The 18,762-nt window shown below is 59.0% G+C and carries 16 protein-coding genes; 10 read left to right on the top strand and 6 right to left on the bottom strand.

Going from position 1 to position 18,762, the window contains the following annotated elements; translation table 11 throughout:
• Positions 1-3 precede the first annotated feature (3 nt).
• Positions 4-1,308 carry an MFS transporter gene (locus tag ABUK12_RS02100; RefSeq protein WP_410014730.1) on the bottom strand — a complete coding sequence of 435 codons (1,305 nt, stop codon included), beginning with the start codon at positions 1,306-1,308 and terminating at the stop codon, positions 4-6.
• A gap of 282 nt (positions 1,309-1,590) precedes the next feature.
• On the opposite strand from ABUK12_RS02100, the gene ABUK12_RS02095 reads away from it, so the two are divergent.
• The 4 genes from ABUK12_RS02095 to ddlA all read left to right on the top strand — a co-directional run bounded on the left by ABUK12_RS02095 (position 1,591) and on the right by ddlA (position 6,662).
• Positions 1,591-2,661 (top strand): LacI family DNA-binding transcriptional regulator, encoded by a 1,071-nt coding sequence (locus ABUK12_RS02095; RefSeq protein WP_410014729.1) that lies wholly within the window; start codon positions 1,591-1,593, stop codon positions 2,659-2,661.
• A gap of 146 nt (positions 2,662-2,807) precedes the next feature.
• On the top strand, positions 2,808-3,839 hold the full coding sequence (locus ABUK12_RS02090) for an AI-2E family transporter (protein ID WP_410014728.1): 1,032 nt from the start codon (positions 2,808-2,810) through the stop codon (positions 3,837-3,839).
• 147 nt (positions 3,840-3,986) lie between these two features.
• Positions 3,987-5,381, top strand: a complete 1,395-nt coding sequence (gene cycA, locus ABUK12_RS02085; RefSeq protein WP_410014727.1) for a D-serine/D-alanine/glycine transporter — start codon at positions 3,987-3,989, stop codon at positions 5,379-5,381.
• A gap of 168 nt (positions 5,382-5,549) precedes the next feature.
• Positions 5,550-6,662, top strand: a complete 1,113-nt coding sequence (ddlA, locus tag ABUK12_RS02080; RefSeq protein WP_410014726.1) for a D-alanine--D-alanine ligase — start codon at positions 5,550-5,552, stop codon at positions 6,660-6,662.
• Between the two features lie 33 nt (positions 6,663-6,695).
• Here ddlA and yghX read toward each other — a convergent pair whose 3' ends face one another.
• Positions 6,696-7,583, bottom strand: a complete 888-nt coding sequence (gene yghX / locus ABUK12_RS02075) for a YghX family hydrolase (RefSeq protein WP_410014725.1) — start codon at positions 7,581-7,583, stop codon at positions 6,696-6,698.
• Between the two features lie 232 nt (positions 7,584-7,815).
• Here yghX and ABUK12_RS02070 point away from each other — a divergent pair, with 232 nt between their 5' ends.
• The 4 genes from ABUK12_RS02070 (at position 7,816) to ABUK12_RS02055 (ending at position 11,608) form a co-directional block, all read left to right on the top strand.
• Complete coding sequence (locus ABUK12_RS02070; RefSeq protein ID WP_410014724.1) at positions 7,816-9,312, top strand: UbiD family decarboxylase; 1,497 nt, start codon at positions 7,816-7,818, stop codon at positions 9,310-9,312.
• 14 nt (positions 9,313-9,326) lie between these two features.
• Complete coding sequence (locus ABUK12_RS02065) at positions 9,327-9,902, top strand: UbiX family flavin prenyltransferase (protein ID WP_410014723.1); 576 nt, start codon at positions 9,327-9,329, stop codon at positions 9,900-9,902.
• 33 nt (positions 9,903-9,935) lie between these two features.
• Positions 9,936-10,652, top strand: a complete 717-nt coding sequence (locus tag ABUK12_RS02060) for a DUF554 domain-containing protein (protein WP_410014722.1) — start codon at positions 9,936-9,938, stop codon at positions 10,650-10,652.
• A 101-nt stretch (positions 10,653-10,753) separates the two neighbouring features.
• Positions 10,754-11,608 carry a LysR family transcriptional regulator gene (locus ABUK12_RS02055; protein WP_410014721.1) on the top strand — a complete coding sequence of 285 codons (855 nt, stop codon included), beginning with the start codon at positions 10,754-10,756 and terminating at the stop codon, positions 11,606-11,608.
• A gap of 105 nt (positions 11,609-11,713) precedes the next feature.
• On the opposite strand, the gene ABUK12_RS02050 is transcribed toward ABUK12_RS02055, so the two are convergent.
• On the bottom strand, positions 11,714-12,040 hold the full coding sequence (locus tag ABUK12_RS02050; RefSeq protein ID WP_410014720.1) for an NIPSNAP family protein: 327 nt from the start codon (positions 12,038-12,040) through the stop codon (positions 11,714-11,716).
• Between the two features lie 243 nt (positions 12,041-12,283).
• Between ABUK12_RS02050 and ABUK12_RS02045 the strand changes: the two genes are divergently transcribed.
• Complete coding sequence (locus tag ABUK12_RS02045) at positions 12,284-13,084, top strand: inositol monophosphatase family protein (RefSeq protein WP_410014719.1); 801 nt, start codon at positions 12,284-12,286, stop codon at positions 13,082-13,084.
• Positions 13,085-13,209: 125 nt separating this feature from the next.
• Here ABUK12_RS02045 and ABUK12_RS02040 read toward each other — a convergent pair whose 3' ends face one another.
• From ABUK12_RS02040 to dmsA, 3 genes are read right to left on the bottom strand one after another with little or no spacing between them, the layout of a single operon-like run.
• Complete coding sequence (locus ABUK12_RS02040) at positions 13,210-14,070, bottom strand: DmsC/YnfH family molybdoenzyme membrane anchor subunit (protein WP_410014718.1); 861 nt, start codon at positions 14,068-14,070, stop codon at positions 13,210-13,212.
• A 1-nt stretch (position 14,071) separates the two neighbouring features.
• Positions 14,072-14,692 carry a DMSO/selenate family reductase complex B subunit gene (locus ABUK12_RS02035; protein ID WP_410014717.1) on the bottom strand — a complete coding sequence of 207 codons (621 nt, stop codon included), beginning with the start codon at positions 14,690-14,692 and terminating at the stop codon, positions 14,072-14,074.
• A gap of 10 nt (positions 14,693-14,702) precedes the next feature.
• Entirely contained in the window at positions 14,703-17,156 is a 2,454-nt protein-coding gene (dmsA, locus tag ABUK12_RS02030; protein WP_410014716.1) for a dimethylsulfoxide reductase subunit A, read from the bottom strand.
• 611 nt (positions 17,157-17,767) lie between these two features.
• On the opposite strand from dmsA, the gene ABUK12_RS02025 reads away from it, so the two are divergent.
• Entirely contained in the window at positions 17,768-18,691 is a 924-nt protein-coding gene (locus ABUK12_RS02025; RefSeq protein WP_410014715.1) for an alpha/beta fold hydrolase, read from the top strand.
• The last annotated feature ends 71 nt before the right edge of the window (positions 18,692-18,762 follow it).

Genomic DNA, 18,762 nt, shown 5'->3' with positions numbered 1-18,762 from the left:
ACGTCATACCGGCGCGCCAACGCGCCGTTCGGCAATAAACATCACCAGGAAAATAGCGCCGATCAGGTCAAAAAAACCCATGGCGACAAAGAGCGGGTTAAAGCCGATGGTATCGGCGGTGACGCCGATAATTAATGAAAAAAGAAAACTGGCGATCCACGCGCAGGAACCGCGCATGCCGTTCACCGTCGCCATCTGGCCCTTATCGAAAGATTCCACCACCAGGGCGCTGAGCATGCAGGAGATCACCTGATGGCCGAAACCGCCAATGGAAATCAGCAGGATGGCCAGCCAGGGGGTTTGCACCAGCGTCATCAACGCCAGCGACAACATCAGAAAAGCGCCGGTGATGGAACTGGCGACGATCGAATTGATGCGCGTACAGCCAAACCAGCGAATATACAGGCGGGTAAGATAACCGCTGGCGATACTGCCTAAATCGGCGGCGAGAAACGGCAGCCAGGCGAACAGCACAATCTGTTTCAGTTCCATGCCGCGTTCGTTGGCCAGGTAGAGCGGCACCCAAAAACTCAGCACGCCCCAGGCCGGTTCGGCCAGGAAGGCCGGAATGGCGATACCGTAGAAACGCTTGAGCCGGGCAATGGTTTTCAGCGCTTGCCAGAACGGCTGCCGGACCGGGTCGGGATCATGGTCCTGGCCGATAAACCCGCGCTCATCCTCGCCCAGATTGGGATGGGTCGCGGGCGAGTGGTAAAGCCACCACCATATGCCCGCCCATAGCAGGCCAAGGACGCCGGAGAGAAAAAAGGCGCCGTGCCAGCCGAAGCTGGCGTGCGCCAGATAAATGATCGGCGGCGCCAGCATGGCGCCGATGGAAAACCCGACGCCGGCCCAACCCGCCGCCACGGGACGTTCTTTTTTAGGAAACCAGTCGCCAATCGCCTTGGCGTTGGCGGGTGTGGCCGCCGCTTCCGACGCGCCCATAAAAAAGCGCAGGATGGCCAATTGCACCCAACTCCCCGCCCCGGCGTGCAGCAGGCACATGACCGACCAGATCAGGGCGCAAACGAAAAACCCCATTTTTAAACCAATCACATCAATCAGCCAGCCGCAAAACGGTTGGAACACCGTATAGGCCAGTTGGAAGGCGGCGATGATCCACGAATACTGTTCGGTGGTCATATGCAGACTGACTTTTAGCTCGGGCGCCAGGATCCCCAGCGCGTTGCGCGTGATGTAGTTAACGGTGACCCCAAGCAGGAACAGGGCCAGCATCCACCAGCGTAAATTTCGCACTACCCGTTTACCCGCCAGGGAAAGCGCTTTGGTATGGCCTTCAAGATTCATGATTTACCCCAGGTTGCGAACGGCGGGCGCGAGGCGGGAGACGCTGCGCGTTCCGCCGGCTTGCCGTCCATCGGATTACCCTCATTCACACCGCCCGCGTCCAGACGTAAAACGTGACCATCGCCCGACAGTAAAAGAGCCCAAAACGCGGGTCGAGGCCATTTTTTGCAAAGATTTTCATGAGATAGTGAATCCGGCGCCTCTCCGCGCCGGGGGGCCCGGGGACGCTGCCGAAGGCGTTATGAAAATTTTTTCATTTGCTAATTTGAAGGCGATCACAAAATGAAAGGAAAGTTGAAAATCACCGATATCGCCCGGGAAACGGGACTGTCCATCAGTACCGTTTCCCGGGTGCTGGCGGGCAAAGCCAATACCAGTCCCGCGGCGCGGTCCCGCGTACTACAGGCCGCCCGGCTGGAGGGGGTCATGAATAATTTGTCCACCGGCCGGTTGCTGTTGAACAGTTTGCTGGTGTTTGCCCCGCCGCGGGCGTTCGACGTGCGTACCGATATTTTTTATTACAAGGTGATCCAGGGAATAAGCCGGGCGCTGGAGCAGCATGAGGTGCGGCTGCGCTACTGCGCGCTGGACGAGAACGACAGCGACGCCGCCCTGTTCCTCGCCAGGATGAACCAGCCGCAGACGGAAGCGGCGCTGCTGGTCGGCATTGATGATGACCGCATCCATACCCTGGCGGCCGAACTGCATAAACCCTGCGTACTGATCAACTGTTACGATCGCCGCATGCGCCTGCCCTCGGTATCGCCGCATCACCAGCTGATTGGCGAATTTTCCGCCCATTACCTCTTCGAGCAGGGACACCGTAATATCCTGACCCTGCAATGCCTGCGACGCTACACCATGGAACTGCGTATGAACGGGATACGCGAAGCCTGGCATGCCCATAACCTGCCCTTTGACGAAGAACGCCATCAGCTGGTGGTGCAAGGGTTCGGTACCGCGGAGTCGGAACGGGCGCTGGGGGATTTTATCCGCCGCTGCCCGCCGGCGCAGCGCCCAAGCGCCATTCTGGCCGGCGGGGATTTTATGGCGGTGGGCGCCGTCAACGCCCTGCGCCAGGCCGGCCTGCGCGTGCCGCAGGATGTGTCGGTGATGAGCATGGACGGTTTTAACCTGGCGGCGATTCATGATATCCCGCTGACGTCGGTGCACGTGCCGCGCGACGAACTGGGCGTGGAGGCCGTCAGGACGCTGCAGCAGCGGCTGTTGTGTCCCGACGCGCCGGTGGGCAATCTGCTGCTGAACGGCAAATTGATGATCAGGGATTCCGTGCGCCGCATCCGTGACAATAAAAACCATTCCGCCGTGCAACGCGACGGTTTGTATGATTAACCTTCAGCCGCATTCCCTTTCAATATGAAGTGAAAACCGGTGGACGGCCGTCACGGCAAATGCCGGTTTCCCGCGCTATATTGGCCGGATTCCATGCCGGCGACATGGCGCGGCGGCAACGATGGCGCACTCCGGGAGCACACCGCATGACCATTCATGATAAACAGCAGATAGCCCTGACTGACGTGTTGCGCCTGCTGGCCTGCGTGGTGATTGTGCTGGCGGGCGTGCATCTGGCCGCCCCGGTTATCGTACCGCTGCTGCTGGCGCTGTTTCTGGCGATTGTCCTGGAGCCGCTGATCGGCCTGATGACACGCCTGGGCCTGCCGCGGCTGGCGGGGGTGGCGCTGCTGAGCGGCGGCCTGCTCATCGCGCTGCTGTTCACGTTGCTCAACATCATGGACGCCCTGCCGGAACTCAACCAGATGAGCAGCCAGGCGGGCGGCCTGCTGTCCGGTCCCCTGTCCGCCGGACTGGCCCCGCTGGCGCGCGCCGGGGTCACGCTGACGCCGGACGACGTCATGACCTATCTCGACCCGGGCCAGCTGCTGCGGATGGCCACCCGTACCCTCGGCCGGATTTCGGACATTCTGTCGACGGTACTGGTGGTGTTCCTGATGGTGCTGTTTATGCTTATCGAAGTGCCCGCCCTGGTGGCGAAAAGCCAGCGCCTGCTGCACGCCTCATCGCCGGGCATGGCGGCCATGCGCCAGGGCATCGGCTTCGTCAGTCATTACCTGGCGATAAAAACGCTCTCCAGCCTGGTCAGCGGCCTGATTATCTGGGGCGCCCTCCTGCTGCTGCAGGTCAAGTTCGCCTTTATCTGGGGCGCGCTGGCCTGCCTGCTGAATTTTATCCCGGTCATCGGCTCGGTGCTGGCCGCGATACCGCCGGTCATCCAGGCGTTTATCTTTAACGGCGCCGGCGCGGGCGCGGCGGTGCTGATGGTGTTCCTGGCGCTGAACCTGCTGTTGGGATGCATGCTGGAGCCCTACATCATCGGACGTAAGCTGGATATGACCACCAGCACCGTGATCATCTCCCTGGTGGTATGGGACGGACTGCTGGGCATGACCGGCGTGCTGCTGGCGGTGCCGCTGACCCTGTCGGTTAAACTGGCGCTGGAACAGACCCGCGGCGGCCGTAAACTGGCCTTTATGATGGGTGCGAAGCGCTGAGCCGGTCAAAAGCCCCCGGCGCCGCAATAAAAAACCATTACCCCCCCGCCTCATTATTACTTTATCTTATGCCCCGCGAAACGGTTCCCCTTTCACAGCTATCGGCCGGCAGAGCCGACACAACATCACTGACAGGAATAGGTCTATATGGTTGAACATTCTACACAGAGCCCGGCAACGCAAGCGCCTGCGGATACGCTGCAACGCAGCCTGAATAACCGCCATATCCAGCTGATCGCCATCGGCGGCGCCATTGGCACCGGCCTGTTTATGGGTTCCGGCAAAACCATCAGCCTGGCCGGGCCCTCGATCATTTTCGTTTATCTGATTATCGGTTTTATGCTGTTTTTCGTGATGCGCGCGATGGGCGAGCTGCTGCTCTCCAACCTGGCCTATAAATCTTTCAGCGATTTCGCCGCCGACCTGCTCGGCCCCTGGGCGGGTTACTTTACCGGCTGGACCTACTGGTTCTGCTGGGTGGTGACCGGCATTGCCGATGTGGTGGCCATCAGCGCCTATTTTCAGCTGTGGTTTCCCGGCTTCTCCATCTGGATGAGCGGCCTGCTGTGCGTCGCGGTGTTCTTTTCGCTGAATATCGCCACCGTGCGGCTGTTCGGCGAGCTGGAATTCTGGTTCGCCCTGGTCAAGATCATCGCCATCGTCGCCCTGATCGCGGCCGGCGCGCTGCTGGCGGCGATGCACTACCACTCGCCCGCCGGCGGCACGGCATCCATTGCGAATCTCTGGCAGCACGGCGGCCTGTTTCCCAAAGGTCTCGACGGTTTTTTCGCCGGGTTCCAAATTGCGGTATTCGCCTTTGTCGGGATTGAACTGGTCGGCACCACCGCGGCGGAAACCCGCGACCCCCACACCGTATTGCCGCGCGCCATCAACGCCATCCCCCTGCGGGTGATTATGTTTTACGTGCTGGCGCTGATGGCCATTATGGCGGTAACGCCCTGGGACAGCGTGGCGCCGGACCACAGCCCGTTTGTGTCGATGTTTATGATGACCGGCCTGCCCGCCGCCGCCAGCGTGGTGAATTTTGTGGTGCTCACCTCCGCGGCCTCCTCGGCCAACAGCGGCATGTTTTCCACCAGCCGCATGCTGTACGGCCTGGCGGAACAGGGCGTGGCCCACCGGCGTTTCGCGCTGCTATCGCGTCGCGCCGTGCCGACCAACGGCCTGGTGTTCTCCTGCCTGTGCCTGCTTATCGGCGTGGCGCTGATCTACCTGATCCCGAACGTGATGACGGTATTTACCCTGGTGACCACGGTATCCGCCATTCTGTTTATGTTTGTCTGGACCATTATTCTCTGCTCTTACCTGGCCTATCGGAAACGCTATCCCGAGCGCCATCGGCAGTCGCGCTTTAAAATGCCGCTGGGCAAGGTGATGTGCTGGGTTTGCATGGCCTTCTTCCTGTTTGTGCTGGTGTTGCTGACGCTGCAGGAGGATACCCGCGCGGCGCTGATGGTCACGCCGCTGTGGTTTATTCTTCTCGCCGCCGGCTGGCGGCTGCGCGGCAAAAATGCGGCCTGAGGCCAGGGCGCCGTCAGCGGTTGCCCGGCGGCGCCGGCATCTGGCGCAAGGTGCGGCATCGGTGATAATGTGGTCGGACGGGACGGCAATACCCATGGGTTTGCCGGCGCACGCCAGCCAGACGACAGTGGCCTGCCAATAAAAGCAGGCAACCATAAGGATCAACAGATGAAAAAGATTCGGGTAGGCGTCATTTTTGGCGGGAAATCGGCCGAGCATGAGGTCTCTTTGCAATCGGCGAAAAACATTGTTGACAATATCGACCGTGAAAAATTTGATGTGACCCTGTTGGGCATCGATAAACAGGGCATCTGGCACGTTAACGATGCCTCGGATTACCTGCTTCATCAGGACAATCCGGCCCGTATCGCCCTGAACCCGTCCCATACCGGCGTGGCGCTGGTGCCCGGACAGGCGAGCCATCAGCTTATCGAAAGCCGTAACGCCAGCGCGCTGGCGCAGATGGACGTGATTTTTCCCATTGTTCACGGCACGCTCGGCGAGGACGGCTCGTTACAAGGCCTGCTGCGCATGGCCAATATTCCGTTTGTCGGCAGCGGCGTGCTGGGATCGGCGCTCTGCATGGATAAAGACATCGCCAAACGTCTGCTGCGCGATGCCGGCCTGCCGGTGGCGCCATTTGTGACCCTGACCCGGGCCAATAGCGCCAGCCATGATTTCGCCTCGGTCAGCGCCCGGCTCGGGCTGCCGCTGTTTATCAAGCCGGCCAACCAGGGATCCTCCATCGGCGTCAGCAAAGTGGCCGACGAAGCCGGATTCAACCACGCGGTGCAACTGGCATTCCGCTATGACCATAAGGTGGTGGTGGAGGCGGCCATTACCGGGCGCGAGATCGAATGCGCGGTATTGGGCAATGACCAGCCGCAGGCCAGCGGCTGCGGAGAAATTATTCTCAGCGACGCGTTTTACAGTTACGAAACCAAATATATCAACGAACAGGGCGCGACGGTGGCGATCCCCGCCGATATCCCCGCCCTGGTCAACGAGCGCATCCGCGCCATGGCCGTCAAGGCCTACCAGGCGCTGGAGTGCCAGGGCATGGCCCGGGTGGACCTGTTCCTCACCGCCGCCGGCGACGCCATTGTCAACGAAGTCAATACCCTGCCCGGCTTTACCAATATCAGCATGTACCCGAAATTATGGCAGGCGAGCGGCATCGGCTATGCCGAGCTTATCACCCGGTTGATCACGCTGGCGCTCGAACGCCATCAGCAGGATAACCAGCTGAAAAGCACCCACCTCGACGCCCCCGGAGTATAAGAGGCCGCTGGCGCGGCATCAGGCCCGCCGCGGTTACGCCAGATAACGCCGGAACCAGGCGATGGTGCGTTGCCAGGCGAGATCGGCGGCCGCCTGGTCATAGCGCGGCGTGGAATCGTTATGGAATCCGTGGTTCACGCCGGGGTAAATATAGGCCTCATAGGTCTTGCCGGCGGCTTTCAGCGCCGTCTCATAAGCGGGCCAGCCCGAGGTAATGGGGGTATCGAGCCCGGCATAATGCAAGAGCAGCGGCGCCTTGATGCGCGGCACGTCCTCCGGTTTCGGCTGCCGGCCGTAAAAAGGCACGGCGGCGCCAAGCTCGGGATAGGCCACGGCCGCCGCGTTGGCCACCCCGCCGCCGTAGCAAAAACCGGTGATGCCCACCTTGCCGTTGGTTTGCCCGCGCCCCATCAGATACTCAATGGCGGCGAAAAAATCATTCATCAGTTTGGTGGGATCCACCTGCTGCTGCAGTTCGCGGCCTTTGTCGTCATTGCCGGGATAACCGCCGACGGAGCTGAGTCCATCGGGGGCGAGGGCCACGAATCCCGCCTTGGCGACGCGCCTGGCCACATCCTCGATATACGGATTGAGCCCGCGGTTCTCATGTACCACCACCACCCCCGCCACCGGCTCCCTGGCCGCCGCGGGACGCACCCGGTAAGCGCGCACCTGGCCGTGGCCGTTGGGCGACGGGTAGGTAATATATTCCGCGGCGATATCCGGGTCGGTAAATTCAACCTGCTGGGCAAGGGCATAATTGGGGCTGAGCAAGGACAGTATGCCGGCGGCGGTCAAACCGCCGACGGCGAAGTGCGCCGCCTTGACCAGGAATTGACGCTTGGTGATCTTGCCATGGACGTAATAGTCATACAGCTCAAGCAGCTGCGGATCAAAATCGTTAGCGGTAAGACGGGTCATGATATCGCTCCTTTCATCCTGGACACGAATTAATCTAGCAGATCCGCAACCGCAAACGAAACGGGTTTCCGCGGTCATGGCGGGAGAGCGGGAAATACGCTGCGGCGTGTTTTTTCATGAGCTTATCTAAACCAAAAAGGTTTACCGGCTGAATATAAACGGTACTTTATCCATTACGTGGCCGGGGATATAGTCTTCGCAGGATGTATATCACTGTCTTTTCGGAGGAAAAATGTCAGAACAGAACCCTAACACCGATCGGCAACCCGTACAGGATCTCCGGTCGGCCATCGCCCTGCTGGAAACGATTGCCGGTGAATTCGTCAGCACCGATGTCGAGGTCGATCCCGAGGCTGAATTATCCGGCGTCTATCGCTACGTCGGCGCGGGCGGCACCTGCCAGCGCCCGACACGCAAAGGGCCGGCGATGATGTTCAATACCATTAAGGGATTCCCCGGCGTGCGCGTGGTGACCGGCCTGATGTCTACCCGCGAACGCGTGGGCCATCTGCTTAACTGCGCACCGGAAAGATTGGGTTTCCTGTTAAAGGAATCGGTAGCCAACGCCATAGCGCCGGTCGTGGTCGGCAAGGAAAAGGCGGTATGCCAGGAAGTGGTCCATCTCGCCTCGGATCCGGCGTTTGACCTGCGGACATTATTACCGGCGCCGACCAATACCGAAGAAGATGCCGGCCCGTATTTCACCATGGGGTTATGCTACGCCTCCGACCCGGAAACCAAACAATCCGATATCACCATTCATCGTCTTTGCATTCAAAGCCGCGACGAACTGTCCATGTGGCTGACGCCGGGCCGGCATATCGACGCCTTCCGTGAAAAAGCCGAACGGCTGGGACAGGCGCTGCCGATTTCCATCAGCATCGGCGTCGATCCCGCCATCGAAATCGCCGCCTGCTTCGAGCCGCCCACCACCCCGCTTGGCTTTAACGAACTCAGTATCGCCGGCGCGCTGCGCGGCAAAGCCGTCGAGCTGGTCAATTGCCTGACCATCGACGAGCGCGCCATCGCGCACGCCGAAATTGTTATCGAAGGCGAACTGTTGCCCAACGTACGCGTGCGGGAAGACCAGAACACCCATACCGGTAAAGCCATGCCCGAATTCCCCGGTTATACCGGCGAAGCCAAGGCGGCGCTGCCGGTTATCAAGGTCAAGGCGGTCACCTACCGAAAACACCCGATCCTGCAAACCACCCTCGGTCCCAGCGGCGAGCATGTCAGCATGGCGGGCATTCCCACCGAGGCCAGTATCCTGGATATGATTGAACGGGCCATGCCGGGGCGGGTGCTGAACGTGCATGCCCACACCTCCGGCGGCGGCAAGCTGCTGGCGGTGCTGCAATGCAAAAAAGCCTCGCCGGTTGACGAAGGCCGGCAACGGCAGGCGGCGCTGCTGGCCTTCGCCGCGTTTTCGGAACTCAAGCACGTCATCCTGGTCGATGAGGATGTCGATATCTTTGATACCGACGATATCCTGTGGGCGATGCAGACCCGTTACCAGGGCGACGTCGATACCATCTTTATCCCCGGCGTGCGTTGCCACCCCCTGGACCCGTCGCAGGTGCCGGAATACAGCCCGAGCATTTCGCAGCAGGGCGTATCCTGTAAAACCATTTTTGACTGCACGGTACCCTTTCATCTGAAATCGCACTTTGTCCGTTCCAAATTCAAAAAAGTCGACGTGCGGAAATTTCTGCCTGATTTTAAATAAACCGAGTTGTTAAGATGAGTAAGCGGCGCATTATCGTAGGCATCAGCGGGGCTTCCGGGTTCCAGTACGGCATGAAAGTGCTGGAGCTGCTACATGAACAGGATATTGAAGTGCATCTGGTCATCAGCAAAGGAGCGGAAGCCACCAGGGCGCTCGAAACGACCTATGAGCGCCAGGAGGTGGTGAAACTGGCGGATGAAGTGCACAGCGTAACCAATCTGGGCGCCGCGATAGCCAGCGGCTCGTTTACAACGCTCGGCATGATAATCGCGCCCTGTTCAATGAACAGTCTCGCCGCGATTGCCCATGGACTGGCCGGCAATCTTCTGACCCGGGCCGCCGATGTGATTTTAAAAGAGCGGCGCAGGCTGGTGCTGATGGTCAGGGAAACCCCCCTGCATCTTACCCATCTGAAAAACATGCAATCGGTAACGGAAATGGGCGGGATAATATTCCCCCCCGTTCCCGCCTTTTACCAGGCTCCGCAAAGCGTGGACGATATCGTCCGTCACAGCGCCGCCCGCGCGCTGGATTTATTCGGTCTGGACGTCGGCAATCTTAAACGCTGGGGCGAAATCCCGCGCGGCTGATGCGGAAATAGTCTTCATTCTAAGGAAGAATTGATGTTAATTGGTCCATTCGTCAACGGCTGCGCCGTTTTGGCGGGCGGTATTGTCGGCGCATTTTTTGGCGGCAAAATCCCCGAGCGGCTGCGCATTGCCTTACCGCTGACCTTCGGTCTCTCCTCCATGGGGCTGGGTATCGCGCTTATTGTCAAAATCCACAGCCTGCCGGTAGTGATATTATCGCTTATCGTGGGCGCGGCCATCGGCGAGCTGGTTTATCTGGAAAGACGTATCGGCACGATGGGTAATGTCGCCAAAGGCATTGCCAATCGTTTTTCAGCGGATGACGGCAAGCTGGATCCGGCGGTATTCACCGAAAAATTCGTGGCGATCCTGGTGCTGTTTTGCGCCAGCGGCACCGGTATTATCGGCGCCATGACCGAAGGCATGACCCACGACGCCAATATCCTGTTCGTTAAATCCATCATGGATATATTCACCGCGGCGATTTTCGCCACCGTGCTGGGTTACGCCGTCGCCCTGATTGCCGTGCCGCAGTTAGTTATCCAGCTGTGCATCGCCTCGGCCGCCGTGCTGATTATGCCGCACACCACCCCTGAAATGATGGGCGACTTTACCGCCGCCGGCGGATTTATCATGCTGGCCACCGGGTTTCGTATTGCCGGCATTAAATCGTTCCCGGTGGGAAATCTCTTACCGGCGCTGGTGCTGGTGCTGCCCATTTCCCATTTCTGGACCCTGTTTATTCACTGATCGCCAGGCCATCCCCCTGACGCAAATACCGCGGCCCATCTTAGCGGTACCGGGATTTACTGTTATGCTGTGCTCACGTCAGGGGGCACCGGGAGAGTGGAATGGACCTGAAAAGGCTGCGGTATTTTTGCGCTATCGCCGAGCAGGGATCGATCAGCAAGGCGGCCAAGCTGCTGAATATCGCCCAACCGCCGCTGGGCAAAAGGCTGCACGAGCTGGAGGCGGAAATCGGTTCGCCGCTGTTTATCCGCACCCCGAAAAAAATGCTGCTCACCGAGGCGGGCGCCTTTCTTTACCGCCATTCCTGCGAGGTGTTAAGCCAGGTTAACGCGCTGAAAAAACAGACCATCGCTATCGCCACCCGGCAAAAAAGAGTGGTCAAAATCGGCGTATCCTATTTGTATTTGCGTTATTTTAACCAAACCCTGCTGGATTTTTACCAGCGGCAGCCTGACTGGGATATTAACGTACTGGTCTCAGATTCCAGCCATCTTGAAGCGTTATTGGCGCAAAAGGCGCTGGATATCGCGCTGATCCAAAGCCCCAGGGAATGCAGCTCTTTTTATGTGCGCGAACTGGCGCCGGTAAAACTTATCGCCGTATTATCAGCCTCATTTTCCCGCCCGTTCGCCGGCAAGCGCGTTAATTTATCCGACATCGGCAAGCTGCCGCTGATATTGCATCACCGTATCGACGGCGAGGGAACCTATGAATTCTTGCTGAATAAACTCTACGCGGAGATTGAGGAAGTGAATATCCTGATGAAGGTGTCCGAGCCGCGGCTGATTCTGGATCTGCTCAATGCGGGTCTGGAGGGCGCGGCGTTTATACCTGATTCAGAGTTTGTACCCAGCCGGGACGGACATTATTTCTCCTTCGACATCATCCAGGATATCCAAATCTATCAACCCGCTATCGTCACACTGAATACCGCCAAAAATTCTCTTATTCCCTGATTCTTTATAGCGCTCACCGCCGCCGGCAATCATTTCCGCGGCCAGCCCGGCACGGACAGCATAAACTGCGCATGTTAATCCGCACCGGACCGGAGTGTCGTCTTGTCAGCGAAGAGCGGAAAAGTCCGTCGGCGTTAAAAAGGAATTTTCAATACGTTCGACAATAGGTTTATCCGCCTCGCTGGCCGTACGCTTGGCTATCCACGCCGTATCCGCCTGGAAGGCGCTCCAGCGGACCTCGCGATCGGCCAGGCTGTCCCACTTCAGCAAATAGGTCAGGCTATGGTTGCTGGGGCCGATGAGGGTGGTCCAGAAACCTATCGGCTCGATACCGTACTGGGCAAATAAAGCCAGCGTGGTATTCCGGAAGCGGTCCTGAAGTGCCGGCAGGCGGCCGGGAAGGCAATGATAAACACGCATCTCAACAATCATGTATTTTCTCCGTTAGAGGGGTTTCCCCGGCGGCGGTAGCGGGTAGCGCCGGCGAATCGCAACCGGGGATGACATCATCGGGCAAATGCGCCGGCCGGTAAAGGGTCAGGACGTCCCGCGGGTCATATTGCCGTCATCTAGATGTGATGTGATGCGCCTGCGTATATCATCATTGCTGCCAGCCCCGCCGCCCGGCAAGGGCCGGTAGACGACGAGAGACGAGATAATAATATTGAGGCGGAAATGGACATAGTCACTCAGCAGGATATTGACGAACGCTACCGTTTTGCCTGTGAACTGGCGAAAGCCGGCGCCCGCCGCGCGTTTGCCTTTTATCAGCAGCGCCACCGGCTGGACGTGGAGCATAAGGGCGGGGATTTGCAGGATGTGGTCAGCATTGCCGACCGCGCCGTGGAGGCCCTTATCCACCAGGCCATCACCGCCAGGTTCCCGCAGGATGGCTTTCTCGGCGAGGAAACCGGCGGCGGCCAAACCGCGTCTTGTACCTGGGTGGTCGATCCGATAGACGGCACCAGCGCTTTTCTCAACGGACTGCATACCTGGTGCGTTGCCATCGGGGTGGTTATCCAGGGCGAACCCATCATCGGCGTGGTCTGCGATCCCAACCACGATGAAATCTTCCACGCCTGCGCCGGCAAAGGCGCCTTTGTCAACGATACGCCGCTGCGGGTACACGGCGGCCAAGCGGTGCGCGACGGCCTGGTGGGCGTGGGGACCTCGGGCCGGGTCGCCCCCGGGGTGTTTACGCCTTTTATCGGCAACCTGCTGCGCGCCGGCGGCATGTTTATCCGCAACGGGTCCGGCGCGTTGATGACGTCCTATGTGGCGGCCGGCCGGCTGATCGGCTATTACGAACCCCATATGAACGCCTGGGACAGCCTGCCGGGCATCGTTATGGTGCGCGAGGCCGGCGGCGTGACGAATGATTTTATGCATAACCAGGGGTTGATGAACGGTAATGCGGTGCTGATGGCCAATCCGGCCGTTTATCGGCAATTGCTGGCGCTTATTGATCAGTCCTGAGGCGATGGGCGCCAGCGCGGCACGCCCAGCTCATGAAACGGGTATCGGCGATGACGGCCTAAGGGTAGCGTGCGCATTCGCCTGGCGGGAATGCAGCACCCCGGCCGAATAAGCCGTTTTGCACGCTAACCGGCAACAGCCATGCCGACGGTCATATGCAATCCATAAAATACCCCGCGGGCCACCAGTTCTCCCGCCACCACCAAGGCAAAACCCAGCGCCAGACCGGCGACGCCGCTGTTGACGCGCCGCAGCATCGGCCAGACCCAGCAGCCCAGGCCAAGGACGACCAGCGCCAGCCGCAGCGCCATCAGTTCGCCGTACCAGGGCACCAGCGCGGCGGACTGCTGCACTGAACTCTGTATTGCCGCCAGTCCGGCCGCCTGCATGACGGCAGCCCCCATACTGACAAGCAACGCCGCGATGCTAAGCGTAACCAGCATCCGGCGGCGGCGGATCTCGATCCCGGCGGCCCGCAGCAATAGCGCGCCCAGCAGTGGCCCGCCGATGAGCACCGTCAGAAAGAAATTCAGCGCGGTATAGCCGTTATTCCAGGTGGGTACGGTATCAATCCGGTAAACCCGGGTCATGGCATAGACGAATACCAGGCCCAGCGCCATGGCAAGCCCCAGCCACGCCTTGCCCAGCGCGCGCGGCATCCTGCCCGTCACCGTCAGCAGCCAGTAGAGGCCGCCCGCGGCGAAAAACAGCGACCCGGAGGCGATTTCATTACTGAGTCCCGACGAACCCAGCCGATTGAGCGAATTAAGCGCCCGCAGCGGCGTGCCCAGGTGCAGCACCGACGCCAGAAACGCCAGGCCCATCAGCAGCCAGAGAACGCTCATCCAGCGATGCAGCCGCAGATGCTGCCCGGCATCGTAATGGCCGGCCATCCGCGCCAGCCCCATGACGATAAACCCGCCCACCACACACTGCCCCAGCACCGTAAACCAAATCAGGGGCCATTCCTGCCATCCCGTACCCATATTACACCTCCCTCGGATTAGCCAGATAGCCGGTGGTATCGTCGCAAGGACGGCTATTGGCGTTAGGCTTAAGCACAATGCAAGGCTTGGTGTAGCGAGCCTGCGGCAACGGCGCCAGCTGAGCCAGCGTACCGTGTTGCCGGCGCAGATCCTCAATGGGACCGAAGTCGAGCGCCCGCAAGGGACAGGATTCGACACAGACCGGTTTCAGACCGACGGCCAAACGCTCCTGGCAGCCATCGCACTTGGTCATATGCCCTTTCGCCTCATTATACTGCGGCGCGCCGTAGGGACAGGCCATGGCGCAGTAGCGGCAGCCGATGCAGACATCCTCGTTAACCACCACCAGGCCGTCATCGCGCTTATGCATGGCCCCGCTCGGGCAGACCTTGACGCAGGCCGGATCCTCGCAATGATTACAGGCAATGGAGAGATAATAGCTAAAGACGTTCTGCTGCCAGCTGCCGTCCGCTTCCTGCCGCCATGTGCCGCCGGCATATTCATAAATGCGGCGAAAACTGACGTCCGGCGCCAGATTTTTATAGTCTTTGCAGGCCATTTCGCAGGTCTTGCAGCCGGTGCAACGACTTGAATCAATATAAAATCCATATTGTGTCGACATGGACTACTCCTTAAAGTCGGACAACTTCCACCAAATTGGTATGCGAAGGATTACCCTTGGCCAGCGGAGAAGGGCGCTGCGTGGTCAGCACGTTAATGCTGCCGGCATGGTCGATACGATTCCCGTCCGGCGCATACCAGGCGCCCTCGCCCAAACCCACTACCCCGGGCATCATTCGCGGCGTGACTCTGGCATTGATCCTCACCTCCCCCCGGTCGTTGAATATGCGGATAATGTCGCCGTCTTTGATCCCGCGCGCTTGCGCATCAAGGGGATTTATCCAGATTTCCTGCGGGTTCGCGGCCTTTAAAATAGCGATATTGCCGTAGGTTGAATGAGTGCGCGCCTTGTAATGAAACCCGGTCAGCTGCAAGGGGTATTTTTTATTCAGCGCATCATCGTAGTTTTCAAAACCCGGGCTATAGACGGGCAGCGGGTTGATTTCATCGCCGGGGGACAGTTGCCAGGTAGCCGCCAGCGTTGCCAGCGCGGCGGAATAGATTTCAATTTTACCAGAGGGCGTGGTGAGCGGATTGGCCGCCGGATCGGCGCGAAAGGCTTTATAAGCCACGAAATGGCCGTCCGGATCGCGCTGCTTGAATATGCCCTGGGCCTGGAGCTGTTCAAATCCCGGCAGCGCCGGAACGGCCAGCCGCGACTGCTGATAAAGATAACGCAGCCACTCTTCCTGCGTGCGCCCTTCGGTAAACTGCTGCTCGACCCCCATGCGGCGGGCGATTTCGCTGGTCATATCGTAGATATTCTTGCACTCGAACCGCGGCTTGATAGCCTGGCTGGCAAAAATCACGTACCCCATATCACCGCTTGACGCGTCCAGACAAAAATCCATTTGCTCCGACGCCGTACAATCCGGCAGCACCAGATCGGCATATTGGGCCGACGAGGTCATATGGTTATCAATCACCACAATCATCTCGCATTTCTTGTCATCCTGCAGGATGTCATGGGTACGGTTGATGTCGGAATGTTGATTGATCAGGCAGTTGCCGGCGTAATTCCAGATAAATTTTATCGGGACGTCAAGCTTGTCCTTGCCGCGTACCCCGTCGCGGATCGCGGTCATCTCGGTGGCGCGCACGATGGCATCGGTCCATAAAAACATGGAAATACTGGTTTTTACCGGGTTTTCCAACGTAGGCATGCGGACAAAGGGGATTTCATAGGACCCTTCGCGGGCGCCGCTGTTGCCGCCGCTGATGCCGACGTTGCCGGTCAGGATGGCCAGCATCGCGATGGCGCGGGTGGTCGTCTCGCCGTTGGCGTGGCGCTGCGGCCCCCACCCCTGGCAGATATAGGCCGGCTTGGCGCTGCCGATTTCCCGCGCCAGCTGGATGATGCGCGCGGCGGGGATGCCGGTGATGGCGGCGCCCCAGGCCGGGGTCTTCGCCGTCCCGTCCTGGCCTTGGCCCAGGATATAAGCTTTATAATGGCCGTTGGCCGGCGCGCCGGCAGGCAGTGTTTTTTCGTCATAACCGACGCAGTATTTATCCAGGAAGGGCTGGTCCACCAGATTTTCGCTAATAAGCACATAAGCCAGCGCAGAAGCCAGCGCGGCGTCCGTGCCCGGCCGGATGGGCAGCCACTCGTCTTCGCGGCCGGCGGCGGTATCGGTATACCGGGGATCGATAACCACCATGCGGGTATTGGACTGTTCGCGCGCCTGCTCCAGCAAATAGGTCACCCCGCCGCCGCTCATACGGGTTTCACCGGGATTATTGCCGAACATCACCACCAGCTTGCTATTTACGATATCGGTCGGGCTGTTGCCTTCCGCCCAGCCGCCGTAGGTATAGTTCAATCCCGCCGCGATTTGCGCCGAACTGTAGTCGCCGTAATGATTCAGATAACCGCCGCAGCAGTTCATCAGGCGGGCAATCAGCGTTTTCCCCGGCGGCCAGGAGCGGGTCATGGTGCCGCCGAGCGTGCCGGTGCCGTAATTCAGGTAAATGGCCTCGTTGCCATAATCCTTAATAATGCGCTTAAGGTTAGCGCTGATTAAACCGAACGCCTCGTCCCAGCTGATGCGTTTGAATTTGCCTTCACCACGTTGCCCTATCCGCAGCATCGGGTATTTCAGCCGATCGGGATTATAGACCCGGCGTCGCATCGACCGCCCGCGCAGGCAGGCGCGTACCTGGTGCAGATCCCCATACACGTCATTGCCGGTATTATCGGTTTCCACATATGTGATTTCGCCATCGGCCACATGCATGCGCAGCGGACAACGGCTGCCGCAGTTTACCGTACAGGCGCTCCAGACGATTTTTTCAGCGGCGGGGGATGGGGAAAGGGTTGCCGGATCTCCATCGGCCCGGGCCTGGCGGCTAAACGGCAGCGCCACGCCGCCGGCGGCCAGCGCCAGTCCGCACACTGCGCTATCCTTCACCAGATTTCGCCGGGTTAGGGGGATATTTAGTAAAGTATTATTATTTTTGCTTTTCATGATAATTCACCCTGAAGATCTCAAATCCCTGTTTAACGATGACATCAATCCGGAACAGTCTCGCCACGCATAAAATGCCACCGAACACAGAAAGCGCGGCGGAAATTCATTGCGGCATAATCATCCTCGCAATGAGATTACCCTTAGGATAGACAGGGGTATTGTCCGGCATCAATAAAACCGATATATATAATTTTATATAACACTTTTTGAATTAATTAATACTTAAAATTCAATTAGTTATTTATTAAATCCCTCTTTGGATTTAAATAATATTGATTCATTAAAGAATTAAAATATGAGTTTGCGCACAGATTTTCGCCCTATTGACCGTACAACGAGGAGAATAAAGACGTTCTTTCTCCCCATGGCGAAAAATATCGCCGGCGCACCCAGCCCGCCATAAGCGAAATAAAGAATAAAACAACCCGCCAGATTTTTAAAAAAACAAGTCCGTTATGGGCATAACGCCCTCCCCCTGGCGATAAAATATAAATACTAATCACTCGCATGTTATTTCGCATTACGAAGTACGACGGATGATCATCGCCGGTTGCCAACCGTTCTATACTGACTTATCACCTTGCGGCATACACCACAGGAGCGCCCTGATGAAACTTCCCGCGACAAGGTACGTGCGCACCCCCATGCTCGACCTGGCTTATGAGGAATATGGTCCGCGGGACGGCGCGGCGGTGATTTTACTGCATGGCTTTCCCTACGATCCGCGCGCCTATGATGACGTGGCGCCTGGGCTGGTCGCGCGGGGCTACCGGGTGATGGTGCCTTATCTGCGCGGCTACGGCCCCACCCGGTTTATCAACGACGGCGTCATGCGCTCGGGGCAGCAGGCCGCCCTGGCCCGTGATCTGCTGGATATGATGGACGCGCTGTCGCTGGAGAAGGCCGTCCTGGCGGGCTATGACTGGGGCGGGCGCGCGGCCTGTATCCTCGCCGCTCTTTGGCCCGCCAGGGTGACGGCCCTGGTCAGCGCGGGCGGTTACAATATCCAGGATATCGCCGCTTCAGCCGCGCCGCAGGATCCCGAGGCGGAGCACCGGTACTGGTACCAATATTATTTCCATACCCCGCGCGGCCGCGCCGGACTGACGGCCAACCGGGCGGCATTTTGCCGCCTGCTGTGGCGGTTATGGTCGCCTTCCTGGCATTTTACCGACGCCGCCTACGCGCGCACCGCCGCCTCATTCGACAACCCGGATTTTGTCGAGGTGGTGATCCATTCCTACCGCCACCGGTACGGCTATATGGCGGGAGATCCCCTACTGCAGCCGATCGAGGATCGGTTACAACGCCTGCCGGTTATCGCGGTGCCCACCATTTCGCTATGCGGTCTTGACGACGGCGTGGGCGCGGGTCTCGACACCGGCGCGCCGGGCGCCGCCGATCGCGATCGCGATCGCGATAAATTTTCCGCCTATTATCAACGGCGCCTGTTAGCGGGCATCGGGCATAATACTCCCCAGGAAGCGCCGCAGGCCGTAGTGGACGCCATCGTGGATTTACTGAACCTGTAACGGCGCGGTTTATTGAATGACGGATACGGCATTAATTAAAATGATATATCGCCGGGAAGTTATACATTAAT

Origin of the sequence: Sodalis sp. C49, from assembly GCF_046352915.1 — a bacterium.
Lineage (GTDB): Bacteria > Pseudomonadota > Gammaproteobacteria > Enterobacterales > Enterobacteriaceae > Acerihabitans.
Note: the sequence above shows the minus strand (reverse complement) of the source record. Positions and strands in the feature narration are given on the sequence as shown.

Coding starts and splice junctions, on each gene's coding strand:
- ABUK12_RS02050 (WP_410014720.1), bottom strand. CDS start 12,040: ATGATTGTTGAGATGCGTGTTTATCATTGCCTTCCCGGCCGCCTGCCG.
- ABUK12_RS02035 (WP_410014717.1), bottom strand. CDS start 14,692: ATGTCGACACAATATGGATTTTATATTGATTCAAGTCGTTGCACCGGC.
- ABUK12_RS02095 (WP_410014729.1), top strand. CDS start 1,591: ATGAAAGGAAAGTTGAAAATCACCGATATCGCCCGGGAAACGGGACTG.
- ABUK12_RS02060 (WP_410014722.1), top strand. CDS start 9,936: ATGTTAATTGGTCCATTCGTCAACGGCTGCGCCGTTTTGGCGGGCGGT.
- ABUK12_RS02025 (WP_410014715.1), top strand. CDS start 17,768: ATGAAACTTCCCGCGACAAGGTACGTGCGCACCCCCATGCTCGACCTG.
- ABUK12_RS02070 (WP_410014724.1), top strand. CDS start 7,816: ATGTCAGAACAGAACCCTAACACCGATCGGCAACCCGTACAGGATCTC.
- ddlA (WP_410014726.1), top strand. CDS start 5,550: ATGAAAAAGATTCGGGTAGGCGTCATTTTTGGCGGGAAATCGGCCGAG.
- ABUK12_RS02100 (WP_410014730.1), bottom strand. CDS start 1,308: ATGAATCTTGAAGGCCATACCAAAGCGCTTTCCCTGGCGGGTAAACGG.
- ABUK12_RS02090 (WP_410014728.1), top strand. CDS start 2,808: ATGACCATTCATGATAAACAGCAGATAGCCCTGACTGACGTGTTGCGC.
- ABUK12_RS02065 (WP_410014723.1), top strand. CDS start 9,327: ATGAGTAAGCGGCGCATTATCGTAGGCATCAGCGGGGCTTCCGGGTTC.
- cycA (WP_410014727.1), top strand. CDS start 3,987: ATGGTTGAACATTCTACACAGAGCCCGGCAACGCAAGCGCCTGCGGAT.
- yghX (WP_410014725.1), bottom strand. CDS start 7,583: ATGACCCGTCTTACCGCTAACGATTTTGATCCGCAGCTGCTTGAGCTG.
- ABUK12_RS02055 (WP_410014721.1), top strand. CDS start 10,754: ATGGACCTGAAAAGGCTGCGGTATTTTTGCGCTATCGCCGAGCAGGGA.
- ABUK12_RS02040 (WP_410014718.1), bottom strand. CDS start 14,070: ATGGGTACGGGATGGCAGGAATGGCCCCTGATTTGGTTTACGGTGCTG.
- ABUK12_RS02045 (WP_410014719.1), top strand. CDS start 12,284: ATGGACATAGTCACTCAGCAGGATATTGACGAACGCTACCGTTTTGCC.
- dmsA (WP_410014716.1), bottom strand. CDS start 17,156: ATGAAAAGCAAAAATAATAATACTTTACTAAATATCCCCCTAACCCGG.